This window comes from Bacteroides faecis, assembly GCF_020091505.1.
Taxonomy (GTDB): Bacteria; Bacteroidota; Bacteroidia; order Bacteroidales; family Bacteroidaceae; genus Bacteroides; species Bacteroides faecis.
Genome location: NZ_CP081916.1, coordinates 1,374,225 through 1,387,037 on the forward strand (window position 1 = coordinate 1,374,225; position 12,813 = coordinate 1,387,037).

Annotated in this window: 12 protein-coding genes; 10 read left to right on the forward strand and 2 right to left on the reverse strand. The window is 44.6% G+C overall.

The features are described from left to right. The first annotated feature begins 28 nt into the window (after positions 1–28). Positions 29–538 carry an RNA polymerase sigma factor gene (locus K6V30_RS05620; RefSeq protein ID WP_010536135.1) on the forward strand — a complete coding sequence of 170 codons (510 nt, stop codon included), beginning with the start codon at positions 29–31 and terminating at the stop codon, positions 536–538. Next, a complete protein-coding gene (locus K6V30_RS05625) occupies positions 528–1,004 on the forward strand; it encodes a hypothetical protein (protein ID WP_010536136.1) in 477 nt (158 codons plus the stop codon). The genes K6V30_RS05620 and K6V30_RS05625 overlap by 11 nt, the downstream gene beginning before the upstream one ends. Positions 1,005–1,382: 378 nt before the next feature. On the opposite strand, the gene K6V30_RS05630 is transcribed toward K6V30_RS05625, so the two are convergent. Further along, positions 1,383–2,168: a head GIN domain-containing protein gene (locus K6V30_RS05630; RefSeq protein WP_022302533.1), complete on the reverse strand. Its 786-nt coding sequence runs from the start codon at positions 2,166–2,168 to the stop codon at positions 1,383–1,385. 135 nt (positions 2,169–2,303) lie between these two features. On the opposite strand from K6V30_RS05630, the gene K6V30_RS05635 reads away from it, so the two are divergent. Next, complete coding sequence (locus tag K6V30_RS05635) at positions 2,304–3,002, forward strand: YgjP family zinc-dependent metalloprotease (RefSeq protein WP_022302532.1); 699 nt, start codon at positions 2,304–2,306, stop codon at positions 3,000–3,002. 49 nt (positions 3,003–3,051) lie between these two features. Here the strand turns inward: K6V30_RS05635 and K6V30_RS05640 are convergent, their stop codons facing one another. After that, on the reverse strand, positions 3,052–3,447 hold the full coding sequence (locus K6V30_RS05640) for a hypothetical protein (protein ID WP_010536139.1): 396 nt from the start codon (positions 3,445–3,447) through the stop codon (positions 3,052–3,054). Between the two features lie 172 nt (positions 3,448–3,619). Here K6V30_RS05640 and rimP point away from each other — a divergent pair, with 172 nt between their 5' ends. The 7 genes from rimP to sufD all read left to right on the forward strand — a co-directional run bounded on the left by rimP (position 3,620) and on the right by sufD (position 12,800). Further along, positions 3,620–4,087 carry a ribosome assembly cofactor RimP gene (gene rimP / locus K6V30_RS05645; protein WP_010536140.1) on the forward strand — a complete coding sequence of 156 codons (468 nt, stop codon included), beginning with the start codon at positions 3,620–3,622 and terminating at the stop codon, positions 4,085–4,087. Positions 4,088–4,089: 2 nt separating this feature from the next. Continuing rightward, the gene (gene nusA, locus K6V30_RS05650) at positions 4,090–5,409 is read left to right on the forward strand and encodes a transcription termination factor NusA (protein ID WP_010536141.1); all 1,320 of its coding nucleotides are present in this window, start codon (positions 4,090–4,092) and stop codon (positions 5,407–5,409) included. 52 nt (positions 5,410–5,461) lie between these two features. Continuing rightward, entirely contained in the window at positions 5,462–8,590 is a 3,129-nt protein-coding gene (gene infB / locus K6V30_RS05655; RefSeq protein WP_010536142.1) for a translation initiation factor IF-2, read from the forward strand. A 133-nt stretch (positions 8,591–8,723) separates the two neighbouring features. After that, positions 8,724–9,254: a CvpA family protein gene (locus K6V30_RS05660; RefSeq protein WP_010536143.1), complete on the forward strand. Its 531-nt coding sequence runs from the start codon at positions 8,724–8,726 to the stop codon at positions 9,252–9,254. After that, a complete protein-coding gene (gene sufB / locus K6V30_RS05665; RefSeq protein WP_010536145.1) occupies positions 9,232–10,686 on the forward strand; it encodes a Fe-S cluster assembly protein SufB in 1,455 nt (484 codons plus the stop codon). Before K6V30_RS05660 ends, sufB begins: the two co-directional genes overlap by 23 nt. 15 nt (positions 10,687–10,701) lie before the next feature. Further along, the gene (gene sufC, locus K6V30_RS05670) at positions 10,702–11,454 is read left to right on the forward strand and encodes a Fe-S cluster assembly ATPase SufC (RefSeq protein WP_010536146.1); all 753 of its coding nucleotides are present in this window, start codon (positions 10,702–10,704) and stop codon (positions 11,452–11,454) included. Between the two features lie 2 nt (positions 11,455–11,456). Then, the gene (gene sufD / locus K6V30_RS05675; RefSeq protein WP_055269371.1) at positions 11,457–12,800 is read left to right on the forward strand and encodes a Fe-S cluster assembly protein SufD; all 1,344 of its coding nucleotides are present in this window, start codon (positions 11,457–11,459) and stop codon (positions 12,798–12,800) included. Positions 12,801–12,813: the final 13 nt, after the last annotated feature.

A 12,813-nucleotide genomic window follows, 5' to 3' on the forward strand; every position in this document is an offset into this window, starting at 1 on the left:
CGTATCCTAGCCCGTCATTATTATAGAGATGCAAGAAATCAGCTTCCGAAACGATATTTTGCCATTGAAGGACAAACTCTTTCGACTGGCGCTCAGAATAACCCTGGATAGGGCAGAAGCCGAGGATGTCGTTCAGGACACCATGATAAGAGTGTGGAACAAGCGTGATGAGTGGTCGCAATTTGAATCGGTTGAAGCCTACTGCCTGATTGTAACAAAGAATCTGGCAATAGACCGGAGCCAAAAGAAAGAAGCTCAGAACGTGGAAATCACTCCTGAAATGGAGGAAGAACCTGATGCAAATAGTCCGTATGACCAGTTGGTTCATGATGAAAAAATGAACATTATCAACAGACTGGTGAACGAGCTTCCCGAAAAACAGCGGCTTATCATGCAACTGAGGGACATTGAAGGTGAAAGCTATAAGAAGATTGCAACCCTTCTGAATCTGACAGAGGAACAAGTTAAAGTGAATCTTTTCAGGGCCAGACAAAAGGTAAAACAAAGGTATTTAGAAATTGACGAATATGGATTATAAGGATATAGAACAGCTCCTTGAGCGATACTGGCAATGCGAAACTTCTGTTGAGGAGGAATCTGTGTTGCGTGACTTCTTCTCCAGGGAAGACGTACCTGCTCATTTGCTCCGCTATAAGAACTTGTTTGTATATCAGCAGGTTCAGCAGGAAGTAGGACTGGGCGAAGACTTTGACGCACGTATTCTGGCACAGGTGGAGACTCCGGTAGTGAAGGCAAAGCGTCTGACACTGACAGGCAGATTTATTCCTCTGTTCAAAGCTGCTGCCGTGATTGCAATTATCCTTTCTTTAGGAAATGTGGCACAACATTCATTTTCCGGAGATGAAGGAAGAGTCTTGGCAACGGATACCATTGGTAAACAAGTGACCGCACCGTCGGTAGCTCTGTCAAATGAGCTGAAGGCAGATCAGGCACTGGCTGATAGCCTCGCGAAGATCAATAAGGTGCAGGTTATGGAAGAATAGACATTTTCATTTGCTTTAAACATATAATATAGTTAGTGTGCTTTAATTAAAACAACATCGAAAGCGAAACTGTGAAGTTTTCAATTCTCTCAAATTTTTATAATGAAACTAACTAAATAAATGGGCTACCGCGAGATGCAGTAGCCCTTTTATGTTTTGGGGATATTTCTTGGATTTAATTGGATCAATCCGAAAAACCGGCTGTTTTTCAGTTTGTTTCTTTTTGTGCGGAAAAGAATATATTTAGGCACGGATTACACGGATTTCACGGTTTTAGTGTTATGATTACGTAAAACAACCGTGAAATCCGTGTAATCCGTGCCTAATCCTTAATTTATAATTTAGTTCATTCCGGTACAGTATGGAGCTCTGACCCATTTAATTCAGTTTGCGGAGCTTTTTGCGGGGGAAGTCAATAGTCTGAGGGTTCCCTTTGTAAGCAACACTACCGCTTCCGCTGACATGTCCGCCTAGTTTGCCGTTGACGAAACAGCTAATGTTGCCCGAACCTGAGATACCCGCATATACGTCCGTAGCTTCCAGATCAGCAGCTTTGATATTGCCGGACCCTGATATGTTGTACTTTGCTGCGCTTGCCATACCGTCAAGGGTGATGTTGCCTGAACCGGAAATGCTTGCAGAACAGGTGTTGCTGTCTATTTGTTTGAGTCTGACATTGCCCGAACCATGAATTGCAATTGCCAGATGGTTGGTGTCGAATGTACTTCCGTCTAAGTTGCCCGAACCATTAATCGTTACCTTGAGATCTCCCTTTGTGTGAATTCCGTTTGCGAAGAGAATACCACCTGATCCGTTGAGTGTCAGTCTGTTCAGGTCGGGTGAAAAGACTTTGATCTCCAGCTTGCCTCTGTCGATGATATTGACATTCTTTTTGAACTTTATATTCAAGGTTTCTCCATTAACTGTTATCTCCAGAAGTTCTACGATGTTGTCCGAACCGTAAACTTCAATATGAGAGCAGGAGTCTTGCTGATAGATGATATTGGCACTGCCTGACATGCTGATGTCATTGAAGTTTTCCAGATTTTCTTTTTTGGTGATGTAGTTTTTGCTGCCTTTTACAATAGGACCATTCATACAGGAAGTGGCGGAGAATATCAGGAATATCCCGAGTAACCATGCAACTAGTGTGTTTCTTTTCATAATTTATATCTGATTTTAATATGAGTATGTATAGATTAGACGTGGTGAGTTTACATAAAGTTGCATTGAACGTAACTTTTTTCGTCACAGGCTTCTTTTTTTATTATTTTTGCAGCATCGGTTAAGGAAGAGAAAATGGATACAGTGATAGAAGATGATGAATTAGGATGTTTGATAGTGCGTGTCAATCCACGTGCCCGCAGTCTGGTATTTCGTACGAAAAGCGATGCGGTCTATGTATCGGTGCCTCCCGGTACTACGATGAATGAGGTGAAGCGTGCTATTGAGAATCTGCGTAACAAGTTGCTGACTTCCCGCCGAAAGGTTACCCGCCCGCTGATCGACTTGAATTACAAGATTGATACGGAGTTTTTCAAATTGTCTCTGGTTGCAGGTGAAAAAGAACAGTTTCTGGCTAACTCCCGATTGGGAAATATGCAGATTATATGCCCGCCCCAGGCTGTTTTCGAAGATGAAAATCTACAGAATTGGTTGCGTAAAGTAATTGAAGAATCTTTGAGACGGAATGCCAAAAGTATTCTTCCTCCACGGCTGGAACGATTGTCCCGACAATGGGGATTAACCTATGCCGGGGTGAAAATAAATTCCAGTCAGGGACGTTGGGGGAGCTGCTCGGCACGAAAAAATATAAATCTGTCCTATTATCTTGTGTTACTGCCTTCCCACTTGATAGACTATGTGCTTCTGCACGAATTGTGCCATACTCGTGAAATGAATCATAGCGATCGGTTCTGGAACCTGTTGAATCAGTTTACAGAAGGTAAAGCACTGGCTCTGCGGAAAGAACTTCGGGGATACCGTACAGAGATATAAAACAGAAATGTCCGTACCAAACTCTTGGCATCAGCTGCGCATTATCCAGCTATCGGGCTAATTGCTTAATTCCATCCGCTTCTTTCTCGAACTGATAAGTACCGCCCCGCTCACTGAGGTCGAAAGTGGAAACCAGTTCGGTTTTGTTGTCCACTACCAGCAGTGCGCTTTGCTCTGCAAACCGACCTACTTCAACCGTATAAGGCTCCTCGGATATCGTTTTGTTGAGGATGAGGCTGTCATTGACATATAAAGAAACAGAGTCTCCGGCAAATCCTTTTACCAGACTGATAGAATATGTTTCGATAAAATGTCGCTGCTCCTGCTTGTCGCGTTGCAAACGCATACTCATATAAATAAAGATAACTACAACAAAAATAACGGCAAAAGCCAGTATTCCGTTGCCTACCATAAACTGTTTGTTGGTGTTGAGACGATGTGCCATGGTTCCTGTTTTTTTAATTTGCGGTGTAAAGATACGGATATACGACTGTTAATTCATACTTTTTTTCTTTAATGTTTTGTAGTCGAATAGATTATTTATATCTTTGCAACCGAAATGGATGAAAGGTGGAGGGGCGATTAAGCTCCTTTTTTTGTTCTTATATAGTTAATAAATGATAGAAAAGAAAACTGTTTGTCAGATTGTTGAAGAGTGGCTGGAAGGAAAAGACTACTTTCTGGTAGAGGTGACCGTGAGCCCGGATGACAAGATTGTGGTTGAAATAGACCACGCAGAGGGAGTTTGGATCGAAGATTGCGTAGAGCTTAGCCGCTTTATCGAGTCGAAACTGAACCGTGAAGAGGAAGATTATGAACTGGAAGTGGGTTCTGCCGGTATCGGACAACCCTTTAAAGTGCTGCAACAGTATTACATCCACATCGGACAGGAAGTGGAAGTAGTGACCAGGGACGGACGTAAACTGGCAGGTGTCCTGAAAGATGCCGATGAAGAGAAGTTTACGGTAGGCGTACAGAAGAAGGTAAAACCCGAAGGCTCCAAGCGTCCGAAACTGATTGAAGAGGACGAAACCTTCACTTATGAGCAAATAAAATATACTAAATACTTAATTAGCTTTAAATAGTTATGGCCAAAAAAGAAGAAACAATCAGCTTGATTGATACATTTTCGGAATTTAAGGAACTGAAGAATATCGATAGAACGACCATGGTTAGCGTACTCGAAGAGTCGTTCCGTAGCGTAATCGCGAAAATGTTTGGCACCGATGAAAATTACGACGTGATCGTGAACCCGGACAAGGGTGACTTTGAGATATGGCGTAACCGTGAAGTTGTGGCCGATGAAGATTTGACAAACCCCAACATGCAGATTTCGCTGTCGGAAGCACAGAAGATCGATGCTTCATACGAAGAAGGCGAAGAAGTGACTGATGAGGTGATTTTTGCCAAGTTCGGACGTCGTGCTATCCTGAATCTCCGCCAGACACTGGCTTCAAAGATTCTGGAACTTGAAAAGGACAGTATTTATAATAAATATATTGATAAAGTAGGTACAATCATCAACGCAGAGGTATATCAGATCTGGAAGAAAGAAATGCTGCTTCTGGACGATGAAGGAAACGAACTGCTACTGCCTAAGACGGAACAGATCCCGAGCGACTTCTATCGCAAAGGTGAAACGGCCCGTGCAGTAGTTGCCCGCGTAGACAACAAGAACAATAATCCGAAGATTATTTTGTCTCGTACTTCTCCCGTTTTCCTGCAACGTCTGTTCGAAATGGAAGTGCCTGAAATCAATGATGGTTTGATTACCATTAAAAAGATTGCCCGTATTCCTGGCGAACGTGCCAAGATCGCAGTGGAGTCTTATGATGACAGAATCGATCCCGTAGGTGCCTGTGTAGGTGTAAAAGGGAGTCGTATTCATGGGATTGTTCGTGAGTTACGCAATGAAAATATCGACGTAATCAATTATACATCGAACATTTCATTGTTTATTCAGCGCGCCTTGAGCCCGGCTAAGATTTCTTCTATCCGTCTGAACGAGGAAGAGAAAAAAGCCGAGGTGTTCCTTAAACCGGAAGAGGTATCGCTGGCTATTGGTAAAGGCGGTTTGAATATCAAGCTGGCCAGTATGTTGACCGAGTACACTATCGACGTGTTCCGCGAATTGGATGAGAATGTAGCTGATGAAGATATCTATCTCGATGAGTTCAGAGATGAAATTGACGGATGGGTGATTGATGCAATCAAGGCTATCGGTATTGATACGGCGAAGGCTGTATTGAATGCACCTCGCGAGATGTTGATTGAAAAGACGGACCTGGAAGAAGAGACAGTGGACGAGGTAATACGTATTTTGAAATCGGAGTTTGAAGAAGAACCGGCAGCAGAGGTGGAGCCTGAGATAGAGGCAGAGCCAGAGGCTGAACCAACACAAGAGTAATATGCATTACGATTGAATTTTCTTCGCTCCATTTATTCATTAAATTTTAAATATGACGATAAGGTTAAACAAAGTTACAAGAGATTTGAATGTAGGAATCGCGACGGTAGTTGAGTTCCTGCAAAAGAAAGGGTATACCGTTGAGGCTAATCCTAATACCAAAATTAGTGAGGAGCAGTACGCTGTGCTCGTTAAAGAGTTTAGTACAGATAAGAACCTTAGACTTGAATCGGAGCGTTTCATCCAGGAACGTCAGAATAAGGAACGTAATAAGGCATCGGTATCTATCGAAGGCTTCGAGAAGCAGCAGGAGAAACCGAAGTCGGAAGATGTGATTAAGACAGTCGTACCGGAGGATGCACGTCCTAAGTTTAAACCTGTCGGAAAAATAGATTTGGATAAATTGAACGGTCGGAGAACAGATAAAGTAGAAAAAGCGCCGGAAAAGAAAGTAGAACCTGTAGTGGAACAGCCTGTGGCAGCGCAACCAGTTGCCGAAAAAACAGTCGTTGAGAAGCCTGCGGTTGAACCCGAAGTGAAAAAGGAAGAGCCGAAAGTAGAAAAGGTGGAAGTCATTGCACCGAAACCTGCACCGGCACCTGCTCCGGTAGAACAGCCTGTAGTAGCATCGAAACCCGCAGTGGAGACAAAACCGGTAGAAGTTGAGAAAGCAGTAGTGGAAGAAGTAAAGAAAGAAGAGCCGAAGGTGGTAGAAGCTGCACCTGTGAAGGCGGAAGAACGTAAAGTAGAAAGAACGGCAGAAGTAGCTGCAACAGCGGCAACTCCGACTGAAGAAAATACGTCAAAAGACAATGAGGTGTTTAAAATCCGTCAACCGGAACTGGGAGCGAAGATCAATGTCATCGGTCAGATTGACCTGGCTGCATTGAACCAGTCTACTCGTCCTAAGAAGAAATCGAAGGAAGAAAAACGCCGCGAACGCGAAGAAAAAGAAAAGGTTCGTCAGGATCAGAAGAAACTGATGAAGGAAGCTATCATCAAGGAAATCCGTAAAGAGGATAGTAAACAGGCGAAACCGGGAGCAAAAGACAATAATGCCGATGCTGCCAGAAAGAAACGGAATCGTATCAACAAAGAAAAGGTGGATGTCAACAATGTGGCAACTTCCAACTTTGCTGCACCGAGACCGAACACTCAGACCGGTAAAGGTGGTGGCAATCACCCCCGTCCTCAAGGTCAAGGCCAGGGACAGGGCAATAATAACAACAAGAAGAATAATAATAAAGATCGCTTCAAGAAGCCGGTTATCAAGCAGGAGGTTAGCGAAGAAGACGTAGCAAAGCAGGTAAAAGAAACCTTGGCACGTCTGACAACCAAGGGCAAGAACAAGACTTCTAAGTACCGTAAGGAAAAACGTGAAATGGCTTCCAACCGTATGCAGGAACTGGAAGATCAGGAAATGGCAGAAAGCAAGGTACTGAAGCTGACTGAATTCGTAACGGCTAACGAGTTGGCAACGATGATGGACGTATCAGTCAATCAGGTTATTGCAACTTGTATGAGTATCGGTATGATGGTTTCTATTAACCAGCGTCTGGATGCGGAAACAATCAATCTGGTGGCCGAAGAGTTTGGTTTCAAGACCGAATATGTAAGTGCGGAAGTAGCGCAAGCTATCGTAGAGGAAGAAGATGCTCCGGAAGACTTGCAGCCGCGTGCTCCGATCGTAACAGTGATGGGACACGTCGACCACGGTAAGACTTCGTTGCTCGACTACATCCGTAAGGCGAATGTAATTGCCGGTGAGGCCGGAGGTATTACACAGCACATCGGTGCTTACAACGTACAGCTGGAAGACGGACGTCGCATTACATTCCTGGATACTCCGGGGCATGAGGCGTTTACAGCTATGCGTGCCCGTGGTGCGAAAGTTACGGATATCGCGATCATTATTGTGGCAGCCGATGACAACGTAATGCCACAGACGAAAGAAGCGATCAATCATGCGATGGCAGCAGGTGTACCTATTGTGTTTGCTATTAATAAGGTAGATAAGCCGACTGCCAATCCGGACAAGATTAAGGAAGAACTGGCTGCAATGAACTATCTCGTGGAAGAATGGGGTGGTAAATATCAGTCACAAGATATCTCTGCCAAGAAAGGTATAGGTGTGGAAGATCTGATGGAGAAAGTATTGCTGGAAGCTGAGATGCTTGATTTGAAAGCGAATCCGAACCGTAATGCAACAGGATCTATCATTGAATCTTCGCTGGATAAAGGACGTGGTTATGTAGCTACGGTACTGGTGTCCAACGGTACTTTGAAAGTCGGAGACATCGTACTGGCAGGAACCAGCTATGGACGTGTGAAGGCTATGTTCAATGAACGTAATCAGCGGGTGAAAGAGGCAGGACCTGCCGAACCGGCATTGATTCTGGGATTGAACGGTGCTCCTGCCGCAGGTGACACATTCCATGTTGTTGAAAGCGATCAGGAAGCTCGTGAGATTACGAACAAGCGTGAACAGTTGGCTCGTGAACAAGGCTTGCGTACACAGAAGATTCTTACACTGGATGAACTGGGTCGTCGTATTGCATTGGGTAACTTCCAGGAATTGAATATCATCGTTAAGGGTGACGTGGATGGTTCTGTGGAAGCATTGAGCGACTCGTTGATCAAGCTGTCTACTGAACAGATTCAGGTAAATGTGATCCATAAAGGTGTGGGTGCTATCTCCGAATCGGATGTATCACTGGCTGCCGCTTCGGATGCAATTATCGTCGGATTCCAGGTACGTCCTTCGGGTGCTGCTGCTAAGATGGCTGAACAGGAAGGTGTCGATATCCGTAAGTACTCTGTCATCTATGATGCAATTGAAGAGGTGAAGGCTGCTATGGAAGGTATGTTGGCTCCGGAATTGAAAGAACAGATTACGGCAACGATCGAAATTCGCGAAGTATTCAATATCACGAAAGTGGGACTTGTAGCGGGTGCGGTAGTGAAGACCGGAAAGGTAAAACGAAGCGACAAGGCTCGTTTGATCCGCGATGGTATCGTTATCTTCACCGGAAATATCAATGCACTGAAACGCTTCAAGGATGATGTGAAAGAAGTTGGTACGAACTTCGAGTGTGGTATTAGTCTGGTGAACTGCAACGACATGAAGGTAGGCGATATGATCGAGACATTCGAAGAAATAGAAGTGAAACAAACTTTATAATAATTGACAATTGACAGTTGACAATTGACAATTGATAGTTGGTTGGAAAACTTAAAAGTTGACAATTGATGATTGATGGTTGATAATGGTTTTAATTGTCAATTGTCAATCGTCAATTGTCAATTTTAATATTATGACAACGATTGATATAATCATCCTTATTATAGTAGGTGCCGGTGTGGTGACAGGCTTTATGAAAGGCTTTATCCGCCAGCTGGCTTCTATTTTGGGATTAGTCGTCGGTTTGTTGGCAGCAAAGGCTTTGTATGCAACGTTGGCAGAGAAGCTTTGTCCGACTGTGACGGACTCGATGACAGTAGCACAGGTATTGGCTTTTATTGTTATCTGGATTGCCGTTCCGTTGATATTCACGTTAGTGGCGTCCTTGCTGACGAAAGCGCTGGAAGCTATTTCGTTGGGATGGCTGAACCGCTGGCTGGGAAGTGGGTTGGGAGCACTCAAGTTCCTGTTGCTGACAAGCCTTGTGATTTGTGTGATAGAGTTTGTCGATAGCGATAATAAGTTAATTAGTGCAACAAAAAAGAGCGAATCATTGTTATATTATCCTATGGAAACGTTTGCGGGAATCTTTTTCCCTGCTGCTAAGAATATAACGCAACAATATATATTAGATAATAAAGATGCAACAAGAAGAACCCAATAAATATGTAAAGGAACTGACGCAGGAGAAGTACAAATACGGCTTCACCACGGAGGTGCACACCGATGTTATTGAGCGTGGACTGAGCGAAGATGTAGTCCGTCTGATTTCATCGAAGAAAGATGAACCCGAATGGTTGCTGGAGTTCCGACTGAAAGCGTACCGCCATTGGCTGACGCTGGAGATGCCGACATGGGCCCATCTCCGTATTCCGGAAATCGATTATCAGGCAATTTCCTACTATGCCGATCCGACGAAGAAGAAAGAAGGACCGAAGAGTATGGATGAAGTAGATCCGGAACTGATAAAGACATTTAATAAACTGGGTATTCCTTTGGAAGAACAGATGGCATTGAGTGGAATGGCTGTGGATGCAGTGATGGACTCGGTATCTGTAAAGACCACTTTCAAAGAAACACTGATGGAGAAGGGCATTATATTCTGCTCCTTTAGTGAGGCGGTACGGGAACATCCGGATCTTGTGAAGAAGTATATGGGCTCGGTAGTTGGTTATCGGGATAACTTCTTTGCAGCTTTGAACTCGGCTGTGTTCTCTGACGGTTCTTTCGTTTATATCCCGAAGGGAGTACGCTGCCCGATGGAGCTTTCTACCTATTTCCGTATCAATGCCCGTAATACGGGCCAGTTTGAACGTACGCTGATTGTAGCGGATGATGACTCGTATGTGTCTTATCTGGAGGGATGTACGGCACCGATGCGCGATGAAAATCAGTTGCACGCGGCTATCGTGGAGATTGTGGTACATGACCGTGCGGAAGTGAAATACAGTACTGTTCAGAACTGGTATCCGGGAGATGCCGAAGGCAAAGGCGGGGTATACAACTTTGTAACGAAACGCGGCAACTGCAAAGGGGTGGATAGCAAACTGTCCTGGACACAGGTGGAAACCGGTTCGGCGATCACGTGGAAGTATCCTTCCTGTATATTGACAGGCGATAACTCGACAGCAGAGTTTTATTCTGTGGCTGTGACTAATAATTATCAGCAGGCAGATACCGGTACGAAGATGATTCATCTGGGCAAGAATACCCGTAGTACGATTGTAAGTAAAGGTATCTCAGCCGGACACAGTGAGAACTCTTACCGTGGACTGGTCCGTGTAGCGGAGAAAGCGGATAATGCCCGTAATTATAGCCAGTGCGACTCGTTGTTGCTGGGCGATAAGTGTGGTGCACATACATTCCCCTATATGGATATTCGTAATGAGACAGCTGTGGTAGAGCATGAAGCTACAACGAGCAAGATCAGTGAAGATCAGATATTCTATTGTAATCAGCGCGGTATACCGACAGAGGATGCTATCGGACTGATTGTAAACGGATATGCAAAAGAAGTATTAAATAAACTTCCGATGGAGTTTGCGGTGGAAGCACAGAAGTTGCTTACTATTTCGTTGGAAGGAAGCGTTGGATAAGAAATAAGCAAAATTATGTTAGAGATAAAAGACCTGCATGCCAGCATTAATGGCAAAGAGATATTGAAAGGTATTAACCTGACGGTGAAACCGGGCGAGATACATGCAATTATGGGACCGAACGGTTCCGGTAAGAGTACACTTTCTTCTGTCCTTGTAGGGAATCCGGCGTTTGAAGTGACAAAAGGTTCGGTTACTTTTTATGGTAAGAATCTGTTGGAACTGAGTCCGGAGGATCGTAGTCATGAAGGTATTTTCCTTAGCTTCCAGTATCCGGTGGAGATTCCGGGAGTAAGTATGGTGAACTTCATGCGTGCGGCTGTAAACGAACAGCGCAAATACAAAGGATTGCCTGCCTTGACAGCCAGTGAGTTCTTGAAACTGATGCGTGAGAAACGTGCTGTAGTCGAACTGGATAATAAATTAGCCAATCGCTCGGTAAACGAAGGTTTCTCGGGAGGGGAAAAGAAACGTAACGAAATTTTCCAGATGGCGATGCTGGAGCCTCGCTTGAGCATTCTCGATGAAACAGACTCCGGTCTGGATATTGACGCTCTCCGTATTGTGGCGGAAGGAGTGAACAAGTTGAAGACACCGGAAACCAGTACGATTGTCATCACTCACTATCAGCGTCTGCTCGACTATATCAAGCCGGATATAGTGCATGTACTTTATAAAGGTCGCATTGTGAAGACTGCCGGACCGGAACTTGCTTTGGAACTGGAAGAAAAAGGGTACGACTGGATTAAGAAAGAACTAGGAGAATAATGATGAATGTAGAGCAACAATACATAGATCTCTTCTCGCAAACGGAAGCAATGATCTGCAAGCATAGTGCCGAAGTGCTGAATGCACCTCGTGCCACTGCTTTTGCCGATTTTGAGCGTCTCGGATTCCCGACCCGTAAGATGGAGAAGTACAAATATACGGATATAAGCAAGTATTTTGAACCTGATTATGGCTTGAATCTGAATCGACTTGAGATTCCGGTCAACCCGTATGAAGTATTTAAGTGCGATGTGCCGAATATGAGCACTGCTTTGTATTTTGTGGTGAACGATGCATTCTATAACAAGGCGCTTCCTAAAGGACATTTGCCGGAAGGAGTGATCTTCGGCAGTCTGAAAGAGGTTGCTGCGGAACATCCTGAACTGGTGAAGAAATATTATGGTAAACTGGCGGATACATCAAAAGACGGTGTGACAGCTTTCAACACAGTTTTTGCACAGGATGGCGTTGTCTTCTACGTTCCGAAGAATGTAGTCGTGGAGAAGCCGATTCAGTTGGTGAACATCCTCCGCGCAGATGTCAACTTCATGGTGAACCGCCGTGTACTGATTATTTTGGAAGATGGTGCACAAGCCCGCCTGTTGATTTGTGATCATGCGATGGACAGTGTGAACTTCCTTGCTACACAGGTTATTGAAGTCTTTGCCGGTGAAAATGCTGTATTTGATATGTACGAGCTGGAAGAGACACATACGAGTACAGTCCGTATCAGCAATTTATATGTGAAGCAGGAGGCTAACAGTAATGTTTTGCTGAATGGCATGACTCTGCATAACGGTACTACACGCAACACGACGGAAGTTTTGCTGGCTGGTGAAGGAGCGGAAATCAACCTTTGCGGTATGGCTATTGCCGATAAGAACCAGCATGTAGACAATAACACGTCAATCGATCATGCCGTTCCGAATTGTACCAGCAATGAATTGTTCAAGTATGTACTTGATGACCAGTCTGTCGGTGCTTTCTCCGGATTGGTACTGGTACGTCCCGATGCCCAGCATACAAGTTCCCAGCAAACCAATCGTAACCTGTGCGCTACGCGCGATGCCCGTATGTACACTCAGCCGCAACTCGAGATTTATGCGGACGATGTGAAGTGTTCACATGGGGCGACGGTCGGCCAGTTGGATGAAAATGCCTTGTTTTATATGCGTTCGCGCGGAATAGCAGAGAAAGAGGCACGCTTGCTGCTGATGTTTGCTTTCGTTAATGAGGTTATTGATACCATTCGTCTGGATGCATTGAAAGATCGTCTGCATTTATTGGTGGAGAAACGCTTCCGTGGTGAACTGAACAAGTGCCAGGGATGTGCGATCTGTAAATGATAATCGTTAGTAC

What these genes read in the sequence shown, in the direction of transcription:
- sufB (WP_010536145.1), top strand. Translation starts at nt 9,232, where the DNA reads ATGCAACAAGAAGAACCCAATAAATATGTAAAGGAACTGACGCAGGAG.
- K6V30_RS05640 (WP_010536139.1), bottom strand. Translation starts at nt 3,447, where the DNA reads ATGGCACATCGTCTCAACACCAACAAACAGTTTATGGTAGGCAACGGA.
- nusA (WP_010536141.1), top strand. Translation starts at nt 4,090, where the DNA reads ATGGCCAAAAAAGAAGAAACAATCAGCTTGATTGATACATTTTCGGAA.
- K6V30_RS05660 (WP_010536143.1), top strand. Translation starts at nt 8,724, where the DNA reads ATGACAACGATTGATATAATCATCCTTATTATAGTAGGTGCCGGTGTG.
- infB (WP_010536142.1), top strand. Translation starts at nt 5,462, where the DNA reads ATGACGATAAGGTTAAACAAAGTTACAAGAGATTTGAATGTAGGAATC.
- K6V30_RS05625 (WP_010536136.1), top strand. Translation starts at nt 528, where the DNA reads ATGGATTATAAGGATATAGAACAGCTCCTTGAGCGATACTGGCAATGC.
- K6V30_RS05630 (WP_022302533.1), bottom strand. Translation starts at nt 2,168, where the DNA reads ATGAAAAGAAACACACTAGTTGCATGGTTACTCGGGATATTCCTGATA.
- K6V30_RS05620 (WP_010536135.1), top strand. Translation starts at nt 29, where the DNA reads ATGCAAGAAATCAGCTTCCGAAACGATATTTTGCCATTGAAGGACAAA.
- rimP (WP_010536140.1), top strand. Translation starts at nt 3,620, where the DNA reads ATGATAGAAAAGAAAACTGTTTGTCAGATTGTTGAAGAGTGGCTGGAA.
- sufC (WP_010536146.1), top strand. Translation starts at nt 10,702, where the DNA reads ATGTTAGAGATAAAAGACCTGCATGCCAGCATTAATGGCAAAGAGATA.
- K6V30_RS05635 (WP_022302532.1), top strand. Translation starts at nt 2,304, where the DNA reads ATGGATACAGTGATAGAAGATGATGAATTAGGATGTTTGATAGTGCGT.
- sufD (WP_055269371.1), top strand. Translation starts at nt 11,457, where the DNA reads ATGAATGTAGAGCAACAATACATAGATCTCTTCTCGCAAACGGAAGCA.